Origin of the sequence: Streptomyces sp. NPDC000594, from assembly GCF_040299965.1 — a bacterium.
Taxonomy (GTDB): domain Bacteria; phylum Actinomycetota; class Actinomycetes; order Streptomycetales; family Streptomycetaceae; genus Streptomyces.
Genome location: NZ_JBEPCY010000041.1, coordinates 48,160 through 74,451, shown reverse-complemented (window position 1 = coordinate 74,451; position 26,292 = coordinate 48,160). Strand labels below are relative to the sequence as shown.

General features: G+C 71.3%; 17 protein-coding genes. 11 read left to right on the top strand and 6 right to left on the bottom strand.

Annotated features, from left to right (window positions below; translation table 11 throughout):
* Nucleotides 1-409: 409 nt before the first annotated feature.
* On the bottom strand, nucleotides 410-1,618 hold the full coding sequence (locus tag ABT354_RS33670; RefSeq protein WP_351500921.1) for a DUF7847 domain-containing protein: 1,209 nt from the start codon (nucleotides 1,616-1,618) through the stop codon (nucleotides 410-412).
* A gap of 179 nt (nucleotides 1,619-1,797) precedes the next feature.
* Between ABT354_RS33670 and mtnA the strand changes: the two genes are divergently transcribed.
* From mtnA to ABT354_RS33635, 7 genes are all read left to right on the top strand, one after another.
* Complete coding sequence (gene mtnA / locus ABT354_RS33665; protein WP_351500919.1) at nucleotides 1,798-2,931, top strand: S-methyl-5-thioribose-1-phosphate isomerase; 1,134 nt, start codon at nucleotides 1,798-1,800, stop codon at nucleotides 2,929-2,931.
* Between the two features lie 215 nt (nucleotides 2,932-3,146).
* Nucleotides 3,147-3,836, top strand: a complete 690-nt coding sequence (mtrA, locus tag ABT354_RS33660; RefSeq protein WP_007448372.1) for a two-component system response regulator MtrA — start codon at nucleotides 3,147-3,149, stop codon at nucleotides 3,834-3,836.
* 1 nt (nucleotide 3,837) lies between these two features.
* Nucleotides 3,838-6,018 carry an MtrAB system histidine kinase MtrB gene (gene mtrB, locus ABT354_RS33655; RefSeq protein ID WP_351500917.1) on the top strand — a complete coding sequence of 727 codons (2,181 nt, stop codon included), beginning with the start codon at nucleotides 3,838-3,840 and terminating at the stop codon, nucleotides 6,016-6,018.
* A 268-nt stretch (nucleotides 6,019-6,286) separates the two neighbouring features.
* Nucleotides 6,287-8,035, top strand: coding sequence for an LpqB family beta-propeller domain-containing protein (locus ABT354_RS33650; protein WP_351500932.1), 1,749 nt, complete (start codon nucleotides 6,287-6,289; stop codon nucleotides 8,033-8,035).
* Between the two features lie 403 nt (nucleotides 8,036-8,438).
* The gene (locus tag ABT354_RS33645; RefSeq protein WP_351500915.1) at nucleotides 8,439-9,215 is read left to right on the top strand and encodes a ComF family protein; all 777 of its coding nucleotides are present in this window, start codon (nucleotides 8,439-8,441) and stop codon (nucleotides 9,213-9,215) included.
* Nucleotides 9,216-9,565: 350 nt separating this feature from the next.
* Nucleotides 9,566-10,255 carry a ribosome hibernation-promoting factor, HPF/YfiA family gene (gene hpf, locus ABT354_RS33640; protein WP_351500930.1) on the top strand — a complete coding sequence of 230 codons (690 nt, stop codon included), beginning with the start codon at nucleotides 9,566-9,568 and terminating at the stop codon, nucleotides 10,253-10,255.
* A 213-nt stretch (nucleotides 10,256-10,468) separates the two neighbouring features.
* Nucleotides 10,469-11,221, top strand: a complete 753-nt coding sequence (locus ABT354_RS33635; RefSeq protein WP_351500913.1) for a response regulator — start codon at nucleotides 10,469-10,471, stop codon at nucleotides 11,219-11,221.
* An 88-nt stretch (nucleotides 11,222-11,309) separates the two neighbouring features.
* Here ABT354_RS33635 and ABT354_RS33630 read toward each other — a convergent pair whose 3' ends face one another.
* The gene (locus tag ABT354_RS33630; protein WP_351500911.1) at nucleotides 11,310-12,470 is read right to left on the bottom strand and encodes a winged helix-turn-helix domain-containing protein; all 1,161 of its coding nucleotides are present in this window, start codon (nucleotides 12,468-12,470) and stop codon (nucleotides 11,310-11,312) included.
* Between the two features lie 188 nt (nucleotides 12,471-12,658).
* Entirely contained in the window at nucleotides 12,659-13,243 is a 585-nt protein-coding gene (locus ABT354_RS33625; RefSeq protein ID WP_351500909.1) for a GNAT family N-acetyltransferase, read from the bottom strand.
* Between the two features lie 237 nt (nucleotides 13,244-13,480).
* Between ABT354_RS33625 and secA the strand changes: the two genes are divergently transcribed.
* Complete coding sequence (gene secA / locus ABT354_RS33620) at nucleotides 13,481-16,294, top strand: preprotein translocase subunit SecA (protein WP_351500907.1); 2,814 nt, start codon at nucleotides 13,481-13,483, stop codon at nucleotides 16,292-16,294.
* A gap of 275 nt (nucleotides 16,295-16,569) precedes the next feature.
* Here the strand turns inward: secA and ABT354_RS33615 are convergent, their stop codons facing one another.
* Nucleotides 16,570-16,947 (bottom strand): Rv3235 family protein, encoded by a 378-nt coding sequence (locus ABT354_RS33615; RefSeq protein WP_351500928.1) that lies wholly within the window; start codon nucleotides 16,945-16,947, stop codon nucleotides 16,570-16,572.
* Nucleotides 16,948-17,494: 547 nt separating this feature from the next.
* Between ABT354_RS33615 and ABT354_RS33610 the strand changes: the two genes are divergently transcribed.
* Nucleotides 17,495-18,001 (top strand): DUF6912 family protein, encoded by a 507-nt coding sequence (locus ABT354_RS33610; protein WP_351500905.1) that lies wholly within the window; start codon nucleotides 17,495-17,497, stop codon nucleotides 17,999-18,001.
* 139 nt (nucleotides 18,002-18,140) lie between these two features.
* A complete protein-coding gene (locus ABT354_RS33605) occupies nucleotides 18,141-18,839 on the top strand; it encodes an HAD family hydrolase (protein ID WP_351500903.1) in 699 nt (232 codons plus the stop codon).
* Nucleotides 18,840-18,892: 53 nt separating this feature from the next.
* On the opposite strand, the gene ABT354_RS33600 is transcribed toward ABT354_RS33605, so the two are convergent.
* Nucleotides 18,893-19,450 carry a DJ-1/PfpI family protein gene (locus ABT354_RS33600; RefSeq protein ID WP_351500901.1) on the bottom strand — a complete coding sequence of 186 codons (558 nt, stop codon included), beginning with the start codon at nucleotides 19,448-19,450 and terminating at the stop codon, nucleotides 18,893-18,895.
* A 492-nt stretch (nucleotides 19,451-19,942) separates the two neighbouring features.
* On the opposite strand from ABT354_RS33600, the gene ABT354_RS33595 reads away from it, so the two are divergent.
* Nucleotides 19,943-24,901 (top strand): NAD-glutamate dehydrogenase, encoded by a 4,959-nt coding sequence (locus ABT354_RS33595; RefSeq protein ID WP_351500899.1) that lies wholly within the window; start codon nucleotides 19,943-19,945, stop codon nucleotides 24,899-24,901.
* Nucleotides 24,902-25,047: 146 nt separating this feature from the next.
* On the opposite strand, the gene ABT354_RS33590 is transcribed toward ABT354_RS33595, so the two are convergent.
* On the bottom strand, nucleotides 25,048-26,265 hold the full coding sequence (locus tag ABT354_RS33590; protein ID WP_351500897.1) for a glycosyltransferase 87 family protein: 1,218 nt from the start codon (nucleotides 26,263-26,265) through the stop codon (nucleotides 25,048-25,050).
* Between the last annotated feature and the right edge of the window lie 27 nt (nucleotides 26,266-26,292).

The following is a 26,292-nucleotide window of genomic DNA, read 5'->3' as shown; positions in this document are numbered from 1 at the left end:
GGGAGAGTAGGACGCCGCCGAACAAATTTTGGGCCCCGGCCCCGATACCCTGTGATGGGTGTCGGGGCCGGGGCTATTTTGCGTTCCAGACCTTTTTGCGGCCGATAAAGGCCGGCGGGCTCTCCCCGTACCAGGCTCTCGTACCGGGCTGAGGCAACGACAGGAAGCCTCAGGAAGCCTTCTGAGGCTCCTGGGGAAAGGCTCTGTATGGGCTCTGGGGAGCCTGTGATGTCGCCCCCGTATCCGTGGGTCCAGCAATGCGTGTCGATGCGGCAGAGTGAGGCACAGGGGCTATGCGTGCCATGCTCCGATCGCCGCTCCGCGTAGCGCAGCGCCACAGAGGCGCGGAGAAGATGAAGAAGGGGCCCTCGCCTGGTGGCGAGGGCCCCTTCTTCATTGGGTGTGGCTGTCAGATACCCGGTTTGCCGGAGGAGGTGGGCGCGGAGGGCTCGGTGCCGGGGATGCCGGCGGCGCGGACCAGCTCCAGGTCCAGGGATTCACGGCGGATGCGCTGGTCGACGTAGAGCAGTGCGGTCACGCCTGCGGAGATCGGATAGGTGAGCGCGTAACCGATCACCGCGCCGATGCCCGTGGCGATCAGGACCGGCCAGCTGTCCACGGCGCGGCCGTCCATGAGGTCGGCGAGGCCGCCGTCGTGCATCGCGTACCCGATCGCGGTGAACGGCACGCTGATGACGACCTGCACCAGGAGGACGATCACCATGGCGAGCAGCAGGATGGCGAACGTCCGCCACCAGGAGCCCTGGACCAGCCTGGACGAGCGGCGGAGGGCTTCGGCGACGCCCTGGCGCTCCAGCATCAGCACGGTCGGGGCGAGTGCCAGCCGTACCAGCAGAAAGACGATCAGCGGGATGGCGACGAGGATGCCGAGGGAGAGGAGCGCGGCTCCGCCCGAGCCGTCGAGCAGCAATCCGGGGGCCATGGCGACCCCGCCGATGGCCACCGCGATCAGCGGCAACAGCAGCGTCAGGGCGAGCAGTTGGGGCAGCCGGGGGCGGGCCTCCTGCCAGGCCTCCCCGATCGTCACCGGCCGGCCGAGTACGGCACGGCTGACGATCACGGTGAGGAGGGCCGTGGTGAAGAAGGTGACGACCATGCCGATCGCCATCGACGGCAGCAGATCGACGAAGGCGGCACGGGCGGCGTCGACGGACTGACGGAGCGCCTCCTCGGGGCTCGCGTCCGGGTCCACCTCCACCGGATCCGAGCCGAAGAGACGGTTGATGACGGTGATGCAGATCTGGGCGACGACGGAGACGGTGAGCGTGATCCCGAGGACGGGGCGCCAGTACCTGCGGAGGGTCGACGTCGCACCGTCGAGGATCTCGCTGGTGCCGAGCGGGCGCAGTGGGATCACCCCGGGCTTGAGGGCGGGGGGAGCGCCCCAGCCCTGGTACGGCCCGCCGCCGCGGCCCGGGGCCGGCGGTGGACCGCCGTGTCCGGTTCCGGGCGGGGTGGACCACTGCCCGGCGGGCGGCTGCTGACCGGCCCATCCGGTGGCGGGGCCGTCGGCGTCGGCGGGCCGGTCGGTGCGGGGAGGGTTCGCGTTCCGGTCGTCGGCCGATCCGGGCGATGCCCAGCCCGGAGTGTCGTTCACGGTCGTCCACCTCATCGTTGGGGTCTGTGAGCCGGTCCGGTCGGACCGACGGGGGCGCACACCCGTCCGAGTGTCAGTTCGGCAGGCTGTCAGCCATGGTCCCACGGGGCTTCGGACCCGGCGGGGCCGTGTCTCCTTTGTGCCTGCAATGTGGGTGGATCACCGGGCAGACTGGGCGGATGACTGATCAGTACGCACGTGAGGCGGCCGGCGACGGCACGCGGCCCATGCTTCCCGTCCTGCGCTGGGAGGAGCCGCTGGAGGGTCCCGTGCTGGTGCTGCTCGACCAGACGCGGCTGCCCGCCGACGAGGTCGAGCTGGTGTGCACGGACGTTCCGGCACTGGTGCGGGCGATCCAGACGCTGGCGGTGCGGGGGGCGCCGCTGTTGGGGATCGCGGGTGCGTACGGGGTGGCTCTCGCGGCGGCGCGCGGGTACGACGTGGAGGAGGCGGCCGGTCAGCTGGAGCGGGCCCGGCCCACGGCGGTCAATCTCGGGTACGGGGTCCGGCGGGCGATGGCCGCGTACCGGGCGGCGGTGGAGCGGGGGGAGACGGCGCCCGAGCGGGCGGCCCTGATGGCGGCGAAGGAGCTGCACCGGCAGGACGCCGAGGCCAGCGCGCGGATGGCGGAGCACGGTCTCGCCCTCCTCGGCGAGCTGCTTCCGGCGGGCGGGCACCGGCTTCTCACCCACTGCAATACGGGTGCTCTGGTGTCGGGGGGTGAGGGGACGGCGTTCGCGGTGGCGCTGGGTGCCCATCGCGCGGGGCGGCTGCGGCGGCTGTGGGTGGATGAGACCCGGCCCCTGTTGCAGGGGGCGCGGCTGACCGCGTACGAGGCGGCGCGGCACGGTCTCCCGTACACCCTGCTCACCGACAACGCGGCGGGGTCGCTGTTCGCGGCGGGGGAGGTGGACGCGGTGCTGATCGGCGCGGACCGGATCGCGGCGGACGGGTCGGTGGCGAACAAGGTGGGGAGTTATCCGCTCGCGGTGCTGGCCTCGTACCACCATGTGCCGTTCGTGGTGGTGGCGCCGACGACGACGATCGATCCGGCCACGGTGGACGGGGCGTCGATCGTGGTGGAGCAGCGGGCGGCGTACGAGGTGACGGAGGTGGGTGCCGGGGTGGCGCCGGGTGCGGGCGGGGGGCGGCGGACGGCTCCGCCGGGGACCCAGGCGTACAACCCGGCGTTTGATGTCACTCCTCCGGAGCTGGTCACGGCGATCGTCACGGAGGAGGGGGTGCTGTCGCCGGTCACCCGGGACGGTGTCGCCGCTCTGAGCACCCGGGGGCGGGTGCCGGCCGCGGGGTGAGGAGTGGGGTGCGCAGGTGGGCCGGGCGGGGTGCGGGGAGGGGGACCCTGGTTCTGAGGGGCCCGTAACCGGTACCGTCTGGTGTCCGTCACCCGGTCGGGGGCCACGATCACAGGCCGGTGCGGGGCGGAAAAGGGTCGGTGTCGGTGCCTGCGTTCGCGGGGCGGCGCAGTGACCTATCTCACCTGGACCTCAGTCGCCGATGCGGAAATGGGATGATGTCGATTATGAAGGGACGAGTCCTTGTCGTCGATGACGACACCGCATTGGCCGAGATGCTCGGAATTGTGCTGCGTGGCGAGGGTTTCGAGCCGTCGTTCGTGGCCGACGGCGACAAGGCGCTGGCCGCTTTCCGCGAGGCGAAGCCGGATCTGGTCCTGCTCGATCTGATGCTTCCGGGGCGGGACGGCATCGAGGTGTGCCGGCTGATCCGCGCCGAGTCGGGTGTGCCCATCGTCATGCTCACCGCCAAGAGCGACACCGTGGATGTGGTGGTCGGTCTGGAGTCGGGGGCGGACGACTACATCGTCAAGCCGTTCAAGCCGAAGGAGCTGGTCGCCCGGATCCGGGCGCGGCTGCGGAGGTCCGAGGAGCCCGCTCCCGAGCAGCTGACCATCGGTGACCTGGTCATCGATGTGGCCGGTCACTCGGTGAAGCGGGAAGGCCAGTCGATCGCGCTGACGCCTCTGGAGTTCGATCTGCTGGTGGCGCTGGCGCGCAAGCCGTGGCAGGTGTTCACCCGTGAGGTGCTGCTGGAGCAGGTGTGGGGCTATCGCCACGCCGCCGACACCCGGCTGGTGAATGTGCATGTGCAGCGGCTGCGCTCCAAGGTCGAGAAGGACCCGGAGCGTCCTGAGATCGTGGTGACCGTCCGTGGCGTCGGTTACAAGGCCGGGCCGAGCTGATATGCCCCGCGGCGGTGCTGCTCCGGGGCCCGGGGATGTGGGGGGCCGTTCGGGGCGGGCTGCCGGGACGGATCAGGGTACGAGTCGGGGGACAGGGCCGGGTACGAGCCAGGGTGCTGCTCAGGGCGCGAGCCAGGGTGTCGCTCAGGGTGCGACTCAGGGCGCGGGGCGTTTCGCGCGGCTGCTGAGGAGCGGGCTGCCGGACCGCCGGGGCGAGCCGGTGCGTCTGCTGCTCCGGCTGCTGCGGCGCTGGATCCGTCGTCCGCTGCTGCCCGCGGTGCGCCTGTGGCGCCGGAACATCCAGCTCCGGATCGTGGTCTCCACCCTGCTGATGTCCCTGGGTGTCGTGGTGCTGCTGGGCTTCGTCGTCTTCGGACAGGTGCGCAACGGGCTGTTGCAGGCCAAGGAGGACGCCGCGCAGAGCCAGGCCGTCGGCGGGTTCGCCGTCGCCCGGCAGCTGGCCGGTGAGCCGGTCGAGCCCCGGGGGCGCGCCGGGTCGGACGACCCGTCCGCCGCCACCAGCTCCTGGCGTACGGGGCTGCTGGAGCAGCTCGCGGGCGGCGGCCAGGGAACGTTCCATGTGGTGGCGCTGAGCGCCGACTCCGAGGTGGCCGGTTCCAACTGGGGACCGCGCAAGTCGGGCAGTGTGGACATCGCCTCCATCCCGGAGAAGCTGCGGGCCGAGGTGGCCCGGAACGCGGTGCCCCAGAAGACGTACACCGAGATCAAGCACCGCAACGGCGAGCAGGAGCCGGTGGCCGGTCTGGTCGTCGGCACCCGCCTCAATGACATCGACGGCAATCCGTACGAGCTGTACTACCTCTTCCCGCTCTCGCAAGAGCAGCAGTCGCTCAGCCTCGTCCGGACCACCCTCGCCACGGCGGGGCTCTTCCTGGTGGTGCTGCTGGGGGCCATCGCATGGCTGGTCGTCCGGCAGATCGTCACCCCGGTACGGATGGCCGCCGGGATCGCCGAGCGGCTCTCCGCCGGGCGGCTCCAGGAGCGGATGAAGGTCACCGGCGAGGACGACATCGCACGGCTCGGTGAAGCGTTCAACAAGATGGCGCAGAACCTCCAGCTGAAGATCCAGCAGCTGGAGGAGTTGTCCCGGATGCAGCGGCGGTTTGTCTCGGATGTCTCCCATGAGCTGCGGACTCCGCTGACGACGGTGCGGATGGCGGCCGATGTGATCCATGAGGCGCGGGCCGATTTCGATCCGGTGACCGCGCGCTCGGCGGAGCTGCTCGGGGATCAGCTCGACCGTTTCGAGTCGCTGCTCGCCGATCTGCTGGAGATCAGCCGGTTCGACGCGGGTGCGGCGGCGCTGGAGGCCGAGGCGATAGATCTGCGCGAGGTGGTGCGCCGGGTGATCGGCGGCGCGGAGCCGCTGGCCGAGCGGAAGGGCACCCGGATACGGGTGATCGGCGACGAGCAGCCCGTGGTCGCGGAGGCGGACGCCCGCCGGGTCGAGCGGGTGCTGCGGAATCTCGTGGTCAACGCGGTGGAGCACGGCGAGGGCCGGGATGTGCTGGTACGGCTGGCCTCCGCGGGCGGGGCCGTCGCCATCGCGGTGCGCGACTACGGCGTGGGCCTGAAGCCGGGCGAGGCGACCCGGGTCTTCAACCGTTTCTGGCGGGCGGATCCGGCGCGGGCGCGCACCACGGGCGGGACCGGGCTCGGGCTCTCCATCGCCGTCGAGGACGCGCGGCTGCACGGCGGCTGGCTCCAGGCGTGGGGGGAGCCGGGCGGGGGATCGCAGTTCCGGCTGACGCTGCCGCGGACGGCGGACGAGCCGCTGCGGGGGTCGCCGGTACCGCTGGAGCCCGAGGACTCCCGGCAGAACCGGGAGCGGGCGGCGGCGGAGGCGGCCGGTGCGAGGGCGGTCGGTGTGGAGGCGTCCGGGGCGAAGTCGTCCGGGCACCTGCTGGCCTCCGTACCCGTTCAGTCCCTGGGGGCGCGTCCGGCGATGGAGATACATCCGTCCATGGGGATGCGTGCGCCGCTGCGGGTGCCGCCGGCCGCGGCGCACCCGGAGGTCGATCCGGCGGCGCTGCCGGGGAGCGGTGCGCGGGTGGTGCCGCGTCCGGTGGAGCGGCAGGACGGTATGCGGCAGGACGGCGTGGCGGGGCGGTCGTCGCCGGAGCGGGACGACAGGAGTGAGGACGGGGTACATGGGCGCTGAGGCGGGGGGCGGGGACCGCCGTACCCATGGATCGGGCGGTTCGGCGGGGTCCTCGGGGCCCTCAGGGTTGTCGGGTCCTTCGGGTTCTGCGGATCCTTCGGGTCCGGCAGGGGTGTCGGGTCCTGCGGGGCCGTTTGCGGTCTCGGGGCCGGTGGGGCCTGTGGCGTCAGCGGGGCGGGTGGGGCGCCGGGGGCGCGGCGGACGTGCGCTCTGGTTCGCCGGGGTGTCCCTGGGCTGCGGTGCCCTGCTGCTCTCCGGGTGCGCGGGCATGCCCTCCAGTGGCGATGTCCGTGCGGTCAAGGCGTCCCCGAGGGCCGACTCCCAGATCCGGGTGGAGGCGGTGCCGCCCCGGAAGGGTGCCACGCCGCACCAGGTCATCGAGGGCTTCCTGGAGGCCATGACCAGCGACGACGCCAAGTTCGCCACCGCCCGCGCCTATCTGACGAAGGACATGGCGAAGAAGTGGCGGCCGGAGCTGGGGACGACCGTCCTGGCCGAGGCGCCCGAGTCCGGCCCGGGCCGGGAGGGCGGGGACTCCGATCCGGGGGTGGACTACCCGCTGATCGGCAAGAAGGTCGCCCAGGTCGACAAGGAACGCGCGTACAAGGCGGTCACCCCCGAGGACTACCGCCAGCTGATCCATCTGACCCGGCAGAAGGGGCGGGACGGCACCGAATGGCGCATCGACCGGCTGCCCCAGGGGCTGATCCTCGGCGCCGCCGACTTCCAGCGCAACTACCAGCCGGTCAACAAGTACTACTTCGCCGTCGGGCGGAGCACGGTGGTGGCCGACCCGATCTTCATCCGGCAGCGGCTGGATCCGGTCACCCTGGTCGACCCGGTGACCCAGTCGGTTCGTGCCCTGCTCGAAGGGCCGACAGAGTGGCTCGAACCGGTCGTGGAATCGCCCTTCCCCAAGGGCACCCGGCTGAAGGACGACACCTCGCTCGGCTTTGACGACCGCAACACCCTGGAAGTCCCCCTCAACGAGAAGGCGAACGGGGTCAGCCGCGCCCAGTGCGACAAGATGGCCGCCCAGATCCTCTTCACCCTCAAGGACCTCTCCTCCAGCCGGGTCGACCAGGTCGAGTTGCAGCGGGCCAACGGGGGCATGCTCTGCTCCCTCAGCAGTGGCCAGGAGGAGGTGTACGCGCCGGGTCATGACTCCCAGCGCGCGGGCACCCAGAGCCAGTACGTGGTCGACGGCAAGAACAGCCTGGCCGTGCTCCCCAAGAGCGGGCAGGGGCGTCCGACGGCCGTGCCGGGGCCGCTGGGCGGGGGAGGGCTCCCGCTCGGCCAGATCGCGGTCGCGCACGACGAGGACACCGCGGCGGCGGTCACCAAGGACGGCCGTGAGCTGCTCGTCTCGCCCATCGACACGGAAGGGGCGGCCACCCCTCTGGTCCGCAGCAGAGGGACGGACCGGGCCGACCGGCTCTCCGCGCCCAGCTGGGACGGGTCCGGGGACCTGTGGGTCGCCGACCGCGACCCCCTCCACGGCGGCCTGCTGCGCTTCGCCCAGGGCGGGGGTGAGCCCCTGCCGGTGGCCATCGTCCCGGACCTGGGGGGCGCCCGTATCGAGTCGCTGCGGCTTTCGGCGGACGGCGCGCGGATCGCGTTGCTGCTGACCCGGGACGGGCGCACCACCCTCCAGATCGGCCGGGTCGAGCGGCGGGGCCCCGTGGACGACCCGGTGGTGACGGTGGCGGCGCTGCGTCCGGCGGCGCCGCAGATGGAGACGGTCACCGCGGTCTCCTGGGCCGGGCCCAGCCGACTGGTGGTCGTCGGCAAGGAGGCCGGTGAGGTGCAGCAGATCCGCTACATCCAGACGGACGGCTCCAGCTCGGCGGCGTCCGTGCTGCCGGGGCTGAACAGCGTCAAGGCGGTCGCCGCGTCCGAGGACGAGAGGCAGCCGCTGGTGGCGCACTCCGGGGGCGAGGGCATCGTGCGGCTGCCGTCGGGTGCGAACTGGCAGAAGGTCGTCACGGAGGGGTCGTCGCCGGTCTATCCGGGGTGACGGTTGATCGCCGGGGCGGTCCCTGGTGTCCGGAGCGACCTGTGGCCTGTCCGGGGTGTCCCGCACTGCGGTCTGTCACTGCGGTCTGTCCTGCGCTGCGGTCTGTCCGGGCCGGCTGAGCCCTGGGGTGCCGGGCGCCAGGGCTAGGGGGCGCCAAGGCCGGGGGACGGGGCCGGGGCCTGTGAGGGCCGCCTCCAGGTCTTCCTGGGTCTCTCCAGGCCGTGGGGTGCCCCTGCGCACGGGCCGGGAGTGCCGGTCGGGCCGGGGCCGGGGGCCGGCGGTCCCCACCGGCGCGCCCTGAGGTCCCACCCTGCCCCGCCACCTGTACCGATCTGCAAAGCCACAGGTCAGAGAGTTATCCACAGGGGTGGCGGGGTTCCTTGCCCCCAGGCAGAGTGGAGTCATGCGGGGATGGTGGAACGAGATCTCCGGGCTGGTGGTGCCGATGGTGTGCGGTGGCTGCGGCGCCTCCCGGACGGTGCTGTGTGCCGTGTGCGCACGGGAACTGCACGGCGCGGCGCCGTTCCGGGTCAGACCCGACCCGGAGCCGGCGGGACTGCCGCCGGTGTACGCCTCAGCGGTGTACGCCGACGCGGTGCGGGCGGTGCTCATCGCCCACAAGGAGCGGGGCGCGCTGGGGCTGGCCCGGCCTCTCGGCGCCGCGCTCGCCCGGGCGGTCCGGGCGGCCGTGCCCGTCGCCGGGGCGGGGCCGCTGGTCCTGGTGCCGGTGCCGTCGGCCCGGTGGGCGGTGCGGTCACGGGGCCATGACGCCGGGCGCCGGCTCGCCCGGGCGGCGGCGGGCGAGCTGCGGCGCGCCGGGGAGCGGGTGACGGTGCTGCCGCTGCTGCGGCAGCGTCGGGAGGTGTGCGATCAGGCGGGGCTCACGGCCCCGGAGCGGGTGGCGAATCTCAGCGGCGCCCTGAGTACCGTGCCCGGCGCCGCGGGAGCGCTGACGGGTGCGCGGGTGGTCCTGGTGGACGACCTGATGACGACGGGGGCGTCGCTGACCGAGGCGGCCCGCGCGGTGCGCGCGGCCGTCGGGGGAGGGCGGGAGGGGGCCGATATCGAGGGGGCGGGGGGAGGGGTGGGGGAGGGGGAGGGCCCCCTGGCCCCCGGGGGGAATTCGGGTGGAGCCATGGCTGCGGCCGTGGTCGCGGTTCCGCCCATGTCATTCCCATAAACCGGAACCGGGAGGGAAGGCGGAACGTTGCAGTCAGTAAGAGGTCCGAATAACTCTGGACGAAGGTACGCGCTGGTAGCGGGTGCCGAGAAGGGGCGGGGGGAGCTATGTTCGGTGGTGAGGATCCACGAATGGGATGCCCGCCATCCCGAATGCTCCGCCGTGTTTCCGGCCATCGCGATCGGGGCAACGGAAAACTCCAAAGCCTGATTGGGGTGGGGATCTTGTCGATCGGGGAGGAGGACGTGAAAGTCGCGTAGTCCGAGACTCCGGTGCTCTCCGGGGTCTGGTGCAAGAGGGAGACGCTCCGCACGGTGAGCGGGCGGAGCAATCCGGGAACGGAGTTCTGCGTGGACATCGTCGTCAAGGGCCGCAAGACCGAGGTGCCCGAGCGGTTCCGCAAGCACGTGGCCGAGAAGCTGAAGCTGGACAAGATCCAGAAGCTTGACGCCAAGGTGATCAGCCTGGACGTCGAGGTGTCCAAGGAACACAACCCGCGGCAGGCAGACCGTTCCGACCGCGTGGAGATCACCCTCCACTCCAGGGGCCCGGTGATCCGGGCCGAGGCGGCGGCGGCCGACCCGTACGCGGCACTCGATCTCGCCACGGGCAAGCTGGAGGCGAGGCTGCGCAAGCAGCACGACAAGCGCAATACCCGCCGGGGCAATGGGCGACTGACGGCGGCGGAGGTGGCCGATGTGGTCCCCGGAGTCGCCGAGCTGAACGCGAATGGCCAGCCCGTGGCCGAGGAGAAGCCCCCGGCCATTCCCACCACGAGGATCGGCTCGCTCGAAGTGCAGGGCGAGGGTCCCCTGATCGTCCGCGAGAAGGTCCATACCGCGGCACCGATGACACTCGACCAGGCCCTCTACGAGATGGAACTGGTCGGACACGACTTCTATCTCTTCGTCGACTCCGAGACGAAGCAGCCCAGTGTCGTCTACCGACGGCATGCCTATGACTATGGCGTCATCCACCTGGAGACCGACCCGCTGGCCGGGTCCGAGGGCGCGGGCGCCGGAGGTGCGCTGGGCGGCTGACCCCGCCGCTGTTCGCACCGGACGGACCGAGGCGGTGGTGCCCCCAGGAGCGCCCTGTGCGCCCTCGGGGGCACCACTGTGCGACCCGCTGGATCACCTGTGTGTCAGCCGGGCATGAAAGCATGGACCTCTCAGGCCAACCCGTGCGGTGTGCACGGGTGTTGGCGAACATGACATGCCCTTTCAGGCCCATGCCTTTCAGGGGGAGGAACGATGGCGGACAGCTTCGGACCGGTGCACGACGACACGGCCGATGCCCGCGACACGGTCGCCGGGGGCGGTACGGCTCCGGGCGGCTCCCGTGCCGAGCCCATCAGGGTCCTGGTGGTGGATGATCACGCGCTCTTCCGGAGAGGTCTGGAGATCGTGCTCGCGCAGGAGGAGGACATCCAGGTCGTGGGGGAGGCCGGGGACGGGGCCGAGGCCGTCGACAAGGCGGCCGACCTGCTGCCGGACATTGTGCTGATGGATGTGCGGATGCCGCGTCGCGGTGGCATCGAGGCCTGTACGTCCATCAAGGAGGTGGCCCCCAGCGCCAAGATCATCATGCTGACGATCAGCGATGAGGAGGCCGACCTCTACGACGCGATCAAGGCGGGCGCGACCGGCTATCTCCTCAAGGAGATCTCCACCGACGAGGTGGCCACGGCGATCCGGGCCGTGGCGGACGGGCAGTCCCAGATCAGCCCCTCGATGGCGTCCAAGCTGCTCACCGAGTTCAAATCGATGATCCAGCGCACCGACGAGCGGCGGCTGGTGCCCGCGCCCCGGCTCACCGACCGGGAGCTGGAGGTCCTCAAACTGGTCGCCACCGGGATGAACAACCGCGATATCGCCAAGGAGCTGTTCATCTCGGAGAACACGGTGAAGAACCATGTCCGCAACATCCTGGAGAAGCTCCAGCTGCACTCCCGGATGGAAGCGGTGGTCTATGCGATGAGGGAGAAGATCCTGGAGATCCGCTAGCCGTCGTCGGCGCCCGCCGCTCCCCCCCCGGGGGCCGGGCGAGCCGGACGGGACCCGTGGCCCAGGGGTCAGGGGCCGGGGGCAGGGGTCAGGAGAGTGCCGCGGTGAGGGGTGCCGCCAGGGCGGGCGGCTCGACCCGCTCGATCCGTACGGTGTCGCAGCCGACCCACTCGGCCGCCTCCCGCAGCGCCCGGGCCATCGGCTCCACCGCCTTCGCGGACTCCAGCGAGGCCTGCCGGGCGACCAGGGTCCTTCCCTCCCGGGCGGGGTCCACCCGGCCGAGCAGCCGTCCGCCGGAGAGCAGCGGCATGGCGAAGTAGCCGTGTATCCGTTTCGGCTTCGGCACATAGGCCTCCAGCCGGTGGGTGAAGCCGAAGATCCGCTCGGTCCTGGCCCGCTCCCAGATGAGGGAGTCGAAGGGCGAGAGCAGGGTGGTGCGGTGCCGGCCGCGGGGTGCGGTCGCCAGGGCCTCGGGGTCCGCCCAGGCCGGCTTGGCCCAGCCCTCGACGGTGACGGGCACCAGACCGGAGTCGGCGACCACCGTGTCGAACTGCTCGCCCTTGAGCCGGTGGTAGTCGGCGATGTCCGCGCGGGTGCCGACGCCGAGGGCCACTCCGGCGAGCCGGACCAGCCGGCGCAGACACTCCCGGTCGTCCAGGGTGTCGTGGAGCAGCCGGTCCGGGATAGCGCGCTCGGCGAGGTCGTACACCCGCTTCCAGCCGCGCCGCTCGGTGCAGACGACCTCTCCGTGCATCAGTGCCCGCTCGACGGCGACCTTGGAGGCGGACCAGTCCCACCACTCGCCGCCGTTCTTCGCGCCGCCCAGCTCGGTGGCGGTGAGCGGGCCCTCGGCGCGCAGCTGGGCGATCACGGTGTCGTAGGCGCCGTCGGGGAGGTCGTGGTGCCACTGGGGGCGGGCCCGGTAGGCGCGGCGGCGGAAGGCGAAGTGCGGCCATTCCTCGATGGGGAGGATGCAGGCGGCGTGCGACCAGTACTCGAAGCTGTGACCCTCGGTCCAGTACGCCTGCTCGACGGCGGGGCGGCCGACGGCGCCGAGCCGGGCGTAGGGGATCAGCTCGTGGGAGCGGGCGAGGACCGAGATGGTGTCCAGCTGGACGGCGCCGAGGTGGCGCAGCACTCCGCGTACTCCGGCCCGGCGGTCCGGGGCTCCCAGGAAGCCCTGGGCGCGCAGCGCGATCCGGCGGGCCTCGTCGGCGGAGAGTTCGGCGGTGGGCGGCGGCGTCGTCATGATCCGCACCTTAGACGTCGGCACTGACACCCGGGCCCGGTCCTGACACCCGGTACGGACCACCGCGCGGACCACCCAGGACTGTCCCCCAGGACTGTCCCCCAGGACTGTCCACCCGGCACGGACCATCCGGCCCTGGTGCCCTGGTGCCCCGCGGTCCTTGTGTCCCGGGGCGCCGGCGTCCCGTGTCAGTCGGCGGTGACCGGCGCGGGCAGATAGGCCTGGGTGCTGGTGAGCCCCAGGTCGGAGGGGAGCAGTGAGCCGACCCAGACGTCCCGGAGGGTGCCGTGGTTGAGGAGGGCGGCCCGCAGGGAGCCCTCGATGGTGAATCCGGCGCGTTCGGCGACGGCCCGGGAGGCGGTGTTGCCGACCTCGGCGCGCCATTCGAGCCGGGTGGCGCCGAGCCGGGTGAAGGTCCAGTGGGCGAGGGCGCCCACGGCCTCGGTGATGATGCCGCGGCCCCGGTGTTCGCGGGCGGTCCAGAAGCCGATCTCCCAGGTGCCGGAGTAGGTGCGCAGGGTGACGGAGATCGAGGCCATCAGGGGGCCGCCGTCCCGGGGGAGGACGGCGAAGGTGTACATCGTGCCGTTGTGCCAGCCCTCGGGGACGGTGTGGCCGGTGTAGTCGACGGCGTCCTCGTGGCGGTACGGGGAGGGGACGGTCGTCCAGCGCAGAATGTCAGGGTCCTGACAGGCTTGATGGACCTCGTCCGCGTCGTCCGTGGTGAACGGGCGCAGCAGCAGGCGCTGTGTGGTGAGAGTGATGGGCTCCATGGGCGAATTCTGTGCGGGGAGCCCGGGGTGGGCGAACACTTTTCGGGGCGCGGCGGCACCTTCCGCGTGCCTCGGGCGTTCTCCAGTACGGGCGACGGCGAGCCCTTACGGCAGCGGACCTCCCGGCCCGGCGGGGTCCTCGCTTACGATGGCCGTTGCGGTGGGGCCCGCCTGCCGTGCCCGCGCCAGTGTCCACCACGACCCAGCCAGGCCCGATCGGCAAGGAGACCAGCCTCAGTGTCCGTCTTCAACAAGCTCATGCGTGCAGGCGAAGGCAAGATCCTGCGCAAACTGCACCGCATCGCGGACCAGGTCAACTCCATCGAAGAGGACTTCGTCGGCCTCTCCGACGCCGAGTTGCGGGCCCTCACGGAGGAGTACAAGGAGCGTTTCGCCGAGGGTGCGACCCTCGACGACCTCCTGCCCGAGGCCTTCGCGACCGTCCGTGAGGCCGCCAAGCGCGTCCTCGGCCAGCGTCACTACGACGTCCAGATCATGGGCGGCGCCGCGCTGCACCTCGGCTATGTCGCCGAGATGAAGACCGGTGAGGGCAAGACCCTCGTCGGTACCCTCCCCACGTATCTGAACGCGATCTCCGGCAAGGGCGTCCACCTGATCACGGTGAACGACTACCTGGCCGAGCGCGACTCCGAGCTGATGGGCCGGGTGCACAAGTTCCTCGGCCTCTCGGTGGGCTGCATCCTGGCGAACATGACGCCGGCGCAGCGCCGTGAGCAGTACGCGTGCGACATCACCTACGGCACCAACAACGAGTTCGGTTTCGACTACCTCCGCGACAACATGGCGTGGTCGCAGGACGAGCTGGTCCAGCGCGGGCACAACTTCGCGGTGGTCGACGAGGTCGACTCGATCCTCGTGGACGAGGCCCGTACCCCGCTGATCATCTCCGGCCCCGCCGACCAGGCGACCAAGTGGTACGGGGACTTCGCCAAGCTGGTGAAGCGCCTCACCCGGGGTGAGCCGGGGAACCACCTCAAGGGCATCGAGGAGACCGGCGACTACGAGGTCGACGAGAAGAAGCGGACCGTCGGTATCCATGAGGCCGGTGTCGCCAAGGTCGAGGACTGGCTGGGCATCGACAACCTCTACGAGTCGGTGAACACCCCGCTCGTCGGTTACCTCAACAACGCCATCAAGGCGAAGGAACTCTTCAAGAAGGACAAGGACTACGTCGTCATCGACGGCGAGGTCATGATCGTTGACGAGCACACCGGCCGTATCCTGGCCGGTCGCCGCTACAACGAGGGCATGCACCAGGCGATCGAGGCGAAGGAAGGGGTGGACATCAAGGACGAGAACCAGACCCTTGCCACGATCACCCTCCAGAACTTCTTCCTTCTCTACGGCAAGCTGTCCGGAATGACCGGTACGGCCATGACCGAGGCCGCCGAGTTCCACCAGATCTACAAGCTGGGCGTCGTGCCGATCCCGACGAACCGGCCCATGGTCCGCAAGGACCAGTCCGACCTGATCTACCGCACCGAGGTCGCCAAGTTCGCGGCCGTGGTCGACGACATCGTCGAGAAGCACGAGAAGGGTCAGCCGATCCTGGTCGGCACCACCTCGGTCGAGAAGTCCGAGTACCTCTCGCAGCAGCTCAACAAGCGCGGCGTCCAGCACGAGGTGCTCAACGCCAAGCAGCACGACCGGGAAGCCACCATCGTCGCCCAGGCGGGCCGCAAGGGTGCTGTGACGGTCGCGACGAACATGGCTGGCCGTGGTACCGACATCAAGCTCGGCGGCAACCCGGACGACCTCGCCGAGGCGGAGCTGCGCCAGCGGGGCCTGGACCCGGTGGATCACGTGGAGGAGTGGGCCGCGGCCCTGCCCGCCGCGCTGGAGAAGGCCGAGCAGGCCGTGAAGGCCGAGTTCGAGGAGGTCAAGGACCTCGGCGGGCTCTATGTCCTCGGCACCGAGCGGCATGAGTCGCGCCGGATCGACAACCAGCTGCGCGGTCGTTCCGGCCGTCAGGGCGACCCGGGCGAGTCCCGTTTCTACCTCTCCCTCGGTGACGATCTGATGCGGCTGTTCAAGGCGCAGATGGTCGAGCGCGTGATGGCGATGGCGAATGTCCCGGACGATGTCCCGATCGAGAACAAGATGGTCACCCGGGCCATCGCCTCCGCCCAGTCCCAGGTCGAGCAGCAGAACTTCGAGACGCGTAAGAACGTCCTGAAGTACGACGATGTCCTCAACCGCCAGCGCAAGGTGATCTACGGCGAGCGCCGCCGGGTCCTGGAGGGCGAGGACCTGCATGAGCAGATCCGCCACTTCATGGACGACACCATCGACGCCTACATCCAGGCGGAGACGGTCGAGGGCTTCGCGGAGGAGTGGGACCTGGACCGGCTGTGGGGCGCGTTCAAGCAGCTCTACCCGGTGAAGATCTCCATCGAGGACCTGGAGGAGACGGCGGGGGACCGCGCCGGCATCACCGGGGAGTTCATCGCCGAGTCCATCAAGCAGGACATCCACGACCAGTACGACGAGCGTGAGAAGCAGCTCGGCTCGGACATCATGCGTGAGCTGGAGCGCCGTGTGGTGCTCTCGGTGCTGGACCGCAAGTGGCGTGAGCACCTGTACGAGATGGACTACCTCCAGGAGGGCATCGGTCTGCGCGCGATGGCGCAGAAGGACCCGCTGGTGGAGTACCAGCGTGAGGGCTTCGACATGTTCACCGCGATGATGGACGGCATCAAGGAGGAGTCCGTCGGCTATCTGTTCAACCTGGAGGTCCAGGTCGAGCAGCAGGTCGAGGAGGTCCCGGTGGACGAGTCGGCCGACCGGCCGTCGCTGGAGAAGAAGGACACCGTTCCGGCGGCCCGTCCCGAGATCCGCGCCAAGGGGCTGGAGGCTCCGCAGCGTCCCGACCGGCTGCACTTCTCCGCTCCGACGGTGGACGGTGAGGGCGGGGTCGTCGAGGGCGACTTCCAGACCGATGGGCAGCCCGCCCGCTCGGAGGCGGACGGGATGACCCGTGCCGAGCGCCGCAAGGCGCAGAAGGGCGGCGGACGCCGCCGCAAGAAGTGACCAGGTAGGGAAGTGACCCGGGGCCCTGGAGCCCGTGCAGGGGCCGGACACCGTCGAGGTGTCCGGCCCCTGCGGCGTTCCCGGGCCCCCGCCCGCTGCCGCCCCCCGCCTCTGGACCCGCAGGGGCCTTTCAGGGGCGGTACGGGGCCGGAGGCGCGCGCGGGCCTGTCCGCTGGCCCCGGTGTGCCCCGGGAGGCCCCTGAGGCGCTTCAGGGGCGCTCTGAAGCCCTGTCCCGGCCGGGAGTGGACCTCCACGGCCCTGCCGGGAGCGGTGGCTAGCCCTGCCGGGGGACCGTGGCGATCCGTTCACCGCCGAGCTCCACGGCGGAGCAGCGCCAGCGCCGGTCGGCGCAGCGTTCCAGACGGAAGGCCATCGCGCTGACCCGTTCGCCCGCGCGGATCCGGGCGAAGGCCTCGATCACCCCTGGCCCGGGGTGGTACTCCCCGCACTCCCGGACCACCGGGGTCACCCGGTCCGCCGGGCGCAGCGGTGCCCCGGGGGCCAGCCGGACGAGCTGTTCGTAGGCGTCGCCGACGGTGTGGCCGAGCATCCAGTGCACCGGGCGCTGTCCGCTGAGCACGGCGAGCAGCCGGTCGGCGAACCAGTAGTGCGGGAGCCGCTGCCGGGCGCGGGTGACGGCGGAGGCGGCGATCCGGCCGGGTCCGCGCCGGTCCCGCCGTCCGGCGGGCCGGGTGCGGCCGGCGGGGCGTGCGCGGTCCGCCGCCCGCCTCCGGTCCGCCGTCCCCGCGCTGTCGGCCGGGGCCCCGCCGCGTGCCGTCCCGGCGGTTCCGCTTCCGGCCCCGGTCCCGGCCCCGTTCCCGATACCGGCCCCGGCCGGCGCCCTGTCGCCGGCTTCCGGTGTCCCGTCGGCCGGTGTTCTGCCGGTGGTCGTCCTGCCCGCTGTCGGTCGTGTCCTGTCCATGCGTATCCCCCGATCCGCCGGGCCCGGCCGCTTGAGTACCGGGCGGTAACTTCCGTGGGGGCATCTTCCCCGGTCCCCTGCCCGGCCCCGCAACGGCCCGGGGGACGGGAATGCTGATCGGAAAATTCACCCTTTGGGGTGAGTCCGCAGCCCAGAGGGGGTGCCGCGGTCACCGTAGCGGTGAGTGACGGTCTCCCCGGCCGCGCCGACGACACCCCGAAAGAGGGAATCCCGGGACGTATCCTGGGGACGTTTCCCCCGACGAAAGCGGCGAGCCATGCGTGTGTATGTCCCCCTGACCCTCTCCGGTCTCGCGGAGGCGCACACCCGGGGCGAGCTGGGCCCCGGCCCGGTGACCGCGTACGGCGTCACCCCCGGGCTGCGCGAGTGGTACGTCTCCGACGACCTGGAGGAGCTGGAGTACGCGGCGCTCAGCCGGGCCGCCGCCGCCTCGCTCCGTATGCTCGCCGGGGTCCCCGGCGAGATCCGGCGCCGGGTCGTGGTCGCGGTCGACATCCGTGACCAGGACGCCAGCTCCGACCCCGACCGCGCGCTGGACGCCACCTCCCTCGGCGAGGTGAGCATCGCCCACGCCGTCCCGCTGAGCCGGGCCGCCGCCGTCCATGTGGACGCGGACGACGCCATCGGTGACATCACCGCCGCCGCCGACGCGCTCGGCGCGGCCGACCAGGGCGACGACGACGCCCGCTTCACGGTCGACGGCGCCGAGGACCACGAGCTGCTGTGGTTCGGGATCCAGGAGATCCCCCACCTCACCGGCTGACCCGTCCCACCACCCGACCTGAGCCGACTCGACCTGAGCCGATCCAACCCGTCCTGACCTGCGCCGATACCCGTGCCCACGGGTGCGCGCGGCCGGATGGGCCGCCCCGTTGTCCGACCCGGCGAGTACCGTTCCGGTCATGGGGAATTACCAGGGGATGATCCCGGAGGGTGCCGCCGGAGACGGTCCGCACCTCGTCTGGGACTGGAACGGGACACTGCTCGACGACGTGGCGGCGGTGATCTCGGCGACCAATGCCGCCTTCGCCGAGCTGGGTCTGGCGCCGATCACTCTGGAGCTCTACCGCGAGCTGTACTGCGTCCCCATCCCCAAGTTCTACGAGCGGCTGCTCGGCCGGCTCCCCACCGACGAGGAGTGGGAGGTCATGGATGTGATCTTCCATGACCACTACAGCAGGCACCGGGTCGGCTGCGGGCTCACCGAGGGGGCCGCGCGGGTGCTGGGCGAGTGGCGCGGCGCGGGCCACAGCCAGTCACTGCTGAGCATGTACGTGCACGACCAGCTGATACCGGTGGTCCGGGGATATGGCATCGAGCGCGAGTTCGTCCGGGTCCAGGGCCGCACCGGGCCCTCCGGGGGCTCCAAGGCGCTCCACATGGAGGAGCATCTGAAGGCGCTGGCGCGGACGGTCTCCCCGGAGCGCACGGTGGTCATCGGTGACGCCGTGGACGACGCGGTGGCGGCCGCCCATGTGGGCGCGCGGGCGGTGCTCTTCACCGGCGGCTCGCACAGCCGGGCCAGCCTGGAGAAGGCCGGTGTGCCCGTGGTGGACACCCTTCGGGAAGCGGTCGAGGAAGCCGCCCGCCTGGTCGCCTGAGGACCGGCGGGGCGGCCCCGGGGGAGCCTCAGGGTCCCCCGGGACCGTACGACCTAACCCCGCTCGCGGAGCACCTTCAGAAAGGCCCGCATCCACGCCGGGTGGTCCGGCCAGGCACGCGAGGAGACCAGGGCGCCGTCCACCACCGCCTCGCTGTCCTGGAAGCCGGCGCCCGCCGCCTGCATGTCCGGCTCCAGGGCCGGATAGGCGGTGACCCTGCGCCCCTCCAGACCGCCGATCGCCGCCGTCAGCAGCGGGCCGTGGCAGATCTGGGCCACCGGCTTGTCCGCGTCGAAGAACGCCTTCACGATCTTGCGCAGCTCCGGATCGTTGCGCAGATACTCCGGCGCCCGTCCGCCGGGGATCACCAGGGCGGTGTACTGCCCCGGATCCACCTCCGAGAAGGCCAGGTCGGCGGGGAAGGTGTAGCCGGGCTTCTCGGTGTAGGTGTCGAAGCCGGGCTCGAAGTCATGCACCACGAACCGCAGGGTCTTGACGCTGGGCGCCGCGATATGGACCTCGTACCCCTCCTCCAGCAGCCGCTGGTACGGGTAGAGGACCTCCAGGGACTCGGCGGCATCACCGGTGACGATCAGGATCTTGGCTGTCATGAGCGCTCCCGTACAGGTGGAACGACAGAGGGGCGGAACCGATGGGGACTGTGGTCGGAACAGAAGGGACTGCGGGCGGAACAACGCCGGATCCGGCACCGCTCAACCTGCCGCGCGCCGCCCTCTTTGCCAAGAGGGCCTGTGTCGCTGTGCAGACTGTCAAACTTCGCCCCCCGGTTTTGTACACATAAGGCTCATGACGGTTCCCCGTGAAGGGGCGATAGCCTGGAGCCGTGATCAGTGCGATACGCCGAGGGGGCACCGAAGCCCCCGGCATCCGCCCGGAGCGCGACAGCGGCCGGGCCATCGCCGCACCCCTCACGCCGGTCCCGTCACCGGATTTCCCCGAGCACGGTCCGGACCTCCCTCACCGCGGCATGACGCCGACCTCGACCGGGCACCCCGCGCCGTGGCGTCGCACCGCACCCTTCCCCTACGTCACGCAATCTTTCCCCTACGTCACGCAACGGCGCGCGACAGGAGCCAGAGGACATGCAGACCAAGCTGGACGAAGCCAAGGCCGAGCTGCTCGCACGGGCGACCCGGGTAGCTGAGAGCAGTCCGGGCGGTGGGCACCTGCCCACCGGGGCCGAACAGGGGCGGCGTCCGGACCAGGACACCCTGCTCGATTACCTCCAGCGCTACTACCTGCACACCGCGCCCGAGGATCTGACCGACCGCGACCCCGTCGATGTCTACGGCGCCGCGTACTCGCACTACCGGCTCGCCGAGAACCGGCCCCAGGGCACCGCCAATGTGCGGGTCCACACCCCGACCGTCGAGGAGAACGGCTGGACATGCAGCCACTCCGTGGTCGAGGTCGTCACCGACGACATGCCCTTCCTGGTCGACTCGGTCACCAATGAGCTGTCCCGGCAGGGCCGCGGCATCCATGTCGTGATCCACCCGCAGGTCACCGTCCGCCGCGATGTCACCGGCAAGCTCATCGAGGTGCTCCGCACCGACCGCCACCGCGCCCCCGCCAAGAGCTCCGCCCTGCCCCACGACGCGCTGGTCGAGTCCTGGATCCATGTCGAGATCGACCGCGAGACCGACCGCGCCGACCTCAAGCAGATCACCGCCGATCTGCTGCGGGTCCTCTCCGACGTCCGGGAGGCCGTCGAGGACTGGGAGAAGATGCGGGAGGCGGCGCTGCGCATCGCCGACGAGCTGCCCAAGGAGCCGGTCGCCACCGATCTGGCCGACCAGGAGGTGGACGAGGCCCGTGAGCTGCTGCGCTGGCTCGCCGCCGACCACTTCACCTTCCTCGGCTACCGCGAGTACGAGCTGACCGGCACCGACGCGCTGGCCGCCGTCCCCGGCACCGGCCTCGGCATCCTCCGCTCCGACCCGCCGCACAGCGAGGCCGAGGACCACCCGGTCAGCCCCTCCTTCAGCAGGCTCCCCGCGGACGCCCGCGCCAAGGCCCGCGAGCACAAGCTGCTCGTCCTCACCAAGGCCAACAGCCGGGCCACCGTCCACCGGCCCAGCTATCTCGACTACGTCGGCGTGAAGAAGTTCGACGCCGACGGCAATGTCGTCGGCGAGCGCCGCTTCCTCGGCCTGTTCTCCTCGGCCGCCTACACCGAGTCGGTGCGCCGGGTCCCGGTCGTCCGCCGCAAGGTCGCCGAGGTCCTCGACGGCGCGGGCTTCTCGCCCAACAGCCACGACGGCCGCGACCTGCTCCAGATCCTGGAGACCTACCCCCGCGACGAGCTGTTCCAGACCCCGGTCGACCAGCTCCGCTCCATCGTCACCAGCGTGCTCTACCTCCAGGAGCGCCGTCGGCTGCGGCTCTACCTCCGCCAGGACGAGTACGGCCGCTACTACTCCGCCCTCGTCTATCTGCCGCGCGACCGCTACACCACCGGGGTACGGCTGCGGCTGATCGACATCCTCAAGGAGGAGCTGGGCGGCACCAGCGTCGACTTCACCGCGTGGAACACCGAATCGATTCTCTCCAGGATCCACTTCGTGGTCCGGGTCCCCTCCGGCACCGAGCTGCCCCACCTCACCGACGCCGACACCGAGCGCATCGAGGCCCGGCTGGTCGAGGCCGCCCGCTCCTGGGCCGACGGCTTCGCCGACGCCCTCAACGCCGAGCTGGGCGAGGAGCGCGCCGCCGAACTGCTGCGCCGCTACGGAACCGCCTTCCCCGAGGGGTACAAGGCCGACCACAGCCCGCGCGCCGCCGTCGCCGACCTGGTCCATCTGGAGGCGCTCACCCACTCCGGCCGCAACTTCGCGCTCTCCCTCTACGAGCCCGTCGGCGCCGGCCCCGGCGAACGCCGGTTCAAGATCTACCGCACCGGGGAGCAGGTCTCCCTCTCCGCCGTCCTCCCCGTCCTCCAGCGGCTGGGCTGCGAGGTCGTGGACGAGCGCCCGTACGAGCTGCGCTGCGCCGACCGTTCCCTCGCCTGGATCTACGACTTCGGTCTGCGGCTGCCGGTCGGCTCCGGCAACGGCGACTACCTCGGCGACGACGCCCGGGAGCGCTTCCAGGACGCCTTCGCCGCCGTCTGGACCGGTGAGGCGGAGAACGACGGCTTCAACTCGCTGGTGCTCGGCGCCGGGCTCACCTGGCGCCAGGCGATGGTGCTGCGCGCCTACGCCAAGTACCTGCGCCAGGCCGGCTCCACCTTCAGCCAGGAGTACATGGAGGACACCCTCCGGACGAATGTCCACACCACCCGGCTGCTGGTCTCCCTCTTCGAGGCCCGGATGTCCCCCGAGCGCCAGCGCGCCGGGACCGAGCTGACCGACGGGCTGCTGGAGGAGCTGGACGGCGCCCTCGACCAGGTCGCCAGCCTCGACGAGGACCGCATCCTGCGCTCCTTCCTCACCGTCATCAAGGCCACCCTGCGGACCAACTTCTTCCAGGGCACCACCGGCGCGGCGCCCGGCGGGCACCACGGCTATGTGTCGATGAAGTTCGACCCGCAGGCCATCCCCGATCTGCCCGCCCCCCGCCCCGCCTTCGAGATCTGGGTCTACTCCCCCCGGGTCGAGGGTGTGCACCTGCGCTTCGGCAAGGTCGCCCGCGGCGGACTGCGCTGGTCCGACCGGCGCGAGGACTTCCGTACGGAGATCCTCGGCCTGGTGAAGGCCCAGATGGTGAAGAACACGGTGATCGTGCCGGTGGGCGCCAAGGGCGGCTTTGTCGCCAAGCAGCTCCCGGACCCCTCCGTGGACCGGGACGCCTGGCTCGCCGAGGGCATCTCCTGCTACCGCATCTTCATCTCCGCCCTCCTCGACATCACCGACAACATGGTCGGCGGCGAGGTGGTGCCCCCGTCGGACGTGGTCCGGCACGACGGTGACGACACCTATCTCGTCGTCGCCGCCGACAAGGGCACCGCCTCCTTCTCCGACATCGCCAACGAGGTCGCCGTCGCCTACGGCTTCTGGCTCGGCGACGCCTTCGCCTCCGGCGGCTCCGCCGGATACGACCACAAGGGCATGGGCATCACCGCCCGCGGCGCCTGGGAGTCGGTCAAGCGGCACTTCCGCGAGCTTGGCCACGACACCCAGACCGAGGACTTCACCGTCGTCGGCGTCGGCGACATGTCCGGTGATGTGTTCGGCAACGGCATGCTGCTCAGCGAGCACATCCGGCTGGTCGCCGCCTTCGACCACCGGCATATCTTCATCGACCCCACCCCCGACGCGGCCACCTCCTACGCCGAGCGCCGCCGCCTCTTCGAGCTGCCCCGCTCCAGCTGGGCCGAGTACGACAAGAAGCTGCTGTCGGCGGGTGGCGGCATCCACCCCCGTACCGCCAAGGCGATCCCGGTCAACGCGGCCATGCGGACCGCCCTCGGCATCGAGCCCGGCGTCACCAAGCTCACCCCCGCCGAGCTGATGCGGGCGATCCTCCAGGCCCCCGTGGACCTGCTGTGGAACGGCGGCATCGGGACCTATGTGAAGGCCTCCACCGAGACCAACGCCGAGGTCGGCGACAAGGCCAACGACCCCATCCGGGTCAACGGCGACGAGCTGCGGGTCAAGGTCGTCGGCGAGGGCGGCAATCTGGGCCTCACCCAGCTCGGCCGGATCGAGTTCGACCGCAAGGGCGGCAGGGTCAACACCGACGCCATCGACAACAGCGCCGGTGTGGACACCTCCGACCACGAGGTCAACATCAAGATCCTGCTCAACGCCCTGGTCACCGAGGGTGACATGACCGTCAAGCAGCGGAACGCCCTGCTGGCGGAGATGACCGACGAGGTCGGCTCGCTGGTACTGCGCAACAACTACGCGCAGAACGTCGCCCTGACCAACGCGGTCACCCAGTCCTCCTCGCTCCTCCACGCCCACCAGCGCTTCATGCGGCGCCTGGGCCGCGACGGAGCGCTCGACCGGGGTCTGGAGTTCCTGCCCAGCGACCGCCAGATCCGGGAGCTGCTCAACAGCGGCAAGGGGCTCAGCCAGCCCGAGCTGGCCGTACTCCTGGCCTACACCAAGATCACGGTGGCGGACGAGCTGATCGGCACCTCCCTGCCGGACGACCCGTATCTGCTCCGGCTGCTCCACGCCTACTTCCCCAAGCCGCTGGTGGAGCGGTACCGCGACGCCGTCGACGAGCATGCGCTGCGCCGCGAGATCATCACGACCGTCCTGGTCAACGACACCGTCAACACCGGTGGCTCGACCTTCCTGCACCGGCTGCGGGAGGAGACCGGGGCCTCCATCGAGGAGGTCGTACGGGCCCAGACCGCCGCCCGGGAGATCTTCGGCCTGAGCGCGGTGTGGGACGCGGTCGAGGCGCTGGACAACCAGGTCACCGCCGAGGTCCAGACCCGGATGCGGCTGCACTCCCGGCGGCTGGTCGAGCGCGGTACGCGCTGGCTGCTCGGCAACCGTCCGCAGCCGCTGCGGCTCGCCGAGACCGTCGACTTCTTCGCCGCCCGGGTGGCGGAGGTATGCAGCCAGCTGCCGAAGATGCTGCGCGGCGCCGACCTGGAGTGGTACGGGTCGATCCACCGGGAGCTGACCGAGGCGGGCGTCCCGGACGAGCTGGCCGTGCGGGTGGCGGGCTTCTCGTCCGCCTTCCCGGCGCTGGACGTCGTCGCCATCGCGGACCGCACGAAGAAGCAGCCCATGGCGGTCGCCGAGGTCTACTACGACCTCGCCGACCGGCTGCGGATCACCGAGCTGATGGACCGGATCATCGAGCTGCCGAGGGCGGACCGCTGGCAGTCCATGGCCCGTGCCGCCATCCGTGAGGACCTGTACGCGGCGCACGCGATGCTGACCGCCGATGTGCTCTCCGTCGGCAACGGCTCCTCCTCGCCCGAGGAGCGGTTCACCGCCTGGGAGGAGCGCAACGTCTCGATCCTGGGACGGGCGCGGGCCACCCTGGAGGAGATCCAGGGCTCGGACACCTTCGACCTGGCGAATCTGTCGGTCGCGATGCGGACGATGCGACAGCTGCTGCGCACGCACAGCTGACGTCCGGCCCCCGAGGCCGCACCCGGGCGCCCGTCACCCTCCCGGGGGGTGGCGGGCGCTCCGCTGTTGGGGTACGGGGCGTCAGGGGGTGCCAGGGTGTGTACGCGTCCTGCGGCGGTACGGGGCCCCGCGGCGGTACGGGCGGGTCAGGCGGTGGCCGCCCACAGCCGGCGGCAGGCGAGCACCGTCGCGACCAGCAGCAGCCCGTTGCGCAGCACCATCAGCGTGCAGCCGAGCGGTGTCCCCGCCACCACCTCGTCGTACATCAGCGGGAAGACCAGGGCGCTGAGCGCCGCCGCGGGCACCATCAGCAGGGCCACCGGGCGCAGCACCGTATGCCGGGAGGTGAGGCAGACGGCGGCGAGTCCCAGCAGCCAGATGAGGTACTGGGGGCTGATGACCCTGCTGGTGACGGTGAAGAGGAGGACGGCGGTGAGGGCGGCGTCGTAGGGGACGGCGGGGGTCCAGCGGCGGGCGCCGATCCGCCAGAGCACCAGCCAGCACAGGGCGCCGAGGCTGAGGGCGAGGGAGAGCCGGGTGACGCCGGTGACATAGGGGCCGGTGAGTTCGAAGGCGCCGTACTGGAAGACGGTCTCGCCGGGCCAGCCCCAGGAGCGGGCCAGCAGCAGTGCGGTGCCGCCGAGGGATTCGATCTGGACGCCGCGTTCGCTCTGCTGCCGCAGGAAGTCGAGGGGGTGGGCGAAGCCGGTGAGCAGGACGCCGAGGAGGATTCCGGCGGAGGCGGCGGCGGAGCCCCAGACGGTGAGGGTGGTCCGGCCGCGGGGTGCGCCGACCACGGTCAGCAGCGGCCAGACCTTGATCATGGCGCCGATTCCGGCGAGGGCTCCGGCGAGGTGCGGCCGGCCGCGCTGGGCGAGCAGGGCGATGACGGCGACGGCGGTGACGGGGACGTCGTAGCGGGCGAGGGGGAGGTTGAGCAGCAGGGGGAGTCCGCAGACCCAGAGCCAGGCGCCGGCGCGTCCGGCGCGTACCAGGACCAGGGTGACCAGGGCGTCGGCGACCAGGACGAGGGCGACGAACGCCTGGAAGTAGGTGAGCCAGGGGAGTGCGGCGGGGGAGAGGAAGACGACCGCGGCGCCCGGCGGGTACTGCCAGGTGGCGTCGCCGAGGGGGAAGGAGCCGTGGACGAGCTGTCCGTACCAGCCCTGGTAGAGGTGGTGGACCTCGCCGGCGACGCCCGAGTCGCCGAGGTGGTCGACGAGGAGCAGGGCGAGCATGCCGAGCCGGGTCGCGGCCCAGACGGCGGCTACGGGGGCGGCCTCGCGGAGTGCTGTCGCGGTGGCGGAGAGGGCCGGGGGGAGATGGGGGGCGGGGGGCTGCGGAGCGGTCCGGGGCGTCGTCATCGGCGGGTACTTTAGCCCTGGAAGCGG

Excerpts from the sequence above, each read along its gene's own strand:
- mtnA (WP_351500919.1), top strand. The coding sequence starts at position 1,798 with ATGACTGATCAGTACGCACGTGAGGCGGCCGGCGACGGCACGCGGCCC.
- mtrA (WP_007448372.1), top strand. The coding sequence starts at position 3,147 with ATGATGTCGATTATGAAGGGACGAGTCCTTGTCGTCGATGACGACACC.
- mtrB (WP_351500917.1), top strand. The coding sequence starts at position 3,838 with ATGCCCCGCGGCGGTGCTGCTCCGGGGCCCGGGGATGTGGGGGGCCGT.
- ABT354_RS33650 (WP_351500932.1), top strand. The coding sequence starts at position 6,287 with ATGCCCTCCAGTGGCGATGTCCGTGCGGTCAAGGCGTCCCCGAGGGCC.
- ABT354_RS33645 (WP_351500915.1), top strand. The coding sequence starts at position 8,439 with ATGCGGGGATGGTGGAACGAGATCTCCGGGCTGGTGGTGCCGATGGTG.
- ABT354_RS33635 (WP_351500913.1), top strand. The coding sequence starts at position 10,469 with ATGGCGGACAGCTTCGGACCGGTGCACGACGACACGGCCGATGCCCGC.
- ABT354_RS33630 (WP_351500911.1), bottom strand. The coding sequence starts at position 12,470 with ATGACGACGCCGCCGCCCACCGCCGAACTCTCCGCCGACGAGGCCCGC.
- ABT354_RS33625 (WP_351500909.1), bottom strand. The coding sequence starts at position 13,243 with ATGGAGCCCATCACTCTCACCACACAGCGCCTGCTGCTGCGCCCGTTC.
- ABT354_RS33610 (WP_351500905.1), top strand. The coding sequence starts at position 17,495 with ATGCGTGTGTATGTCCCCCTGACCCTCTCCGGTCTCGCGGAGGCGCAC.
- ABT354_RS33605 (WP_351500903.1), top strand. The coding sequence starts at position 18,141 with ATGGGGAATTACCAGGGGATGATCCCGGAGGGTGCCGCCGGAGACGGT.
- ABT354_RS33600 (WP_351500901.1), bottom strand. The coding sequence starts at position 19,450 with ATGACAGCCAAGATCCTGATCGTCACCGGTGATGCCGCCGAGTCCCTG.
- ABT354_RS33595 (WP_351500899.1), top strand. The coding sequence starts at position 19,943 with ATGCAGACCAAGCTGGACGAAGCCAAGGCCGAGCTGCTCGCACGGGCG.
- ABT354_RS33590 (WP_351500897.1), bottom strand. The coding sequence starts at position 26,265 with ATGACGACGCCCCGGACCGCTCCGCAGCCCCCCGCCCCCCATCTCCCC.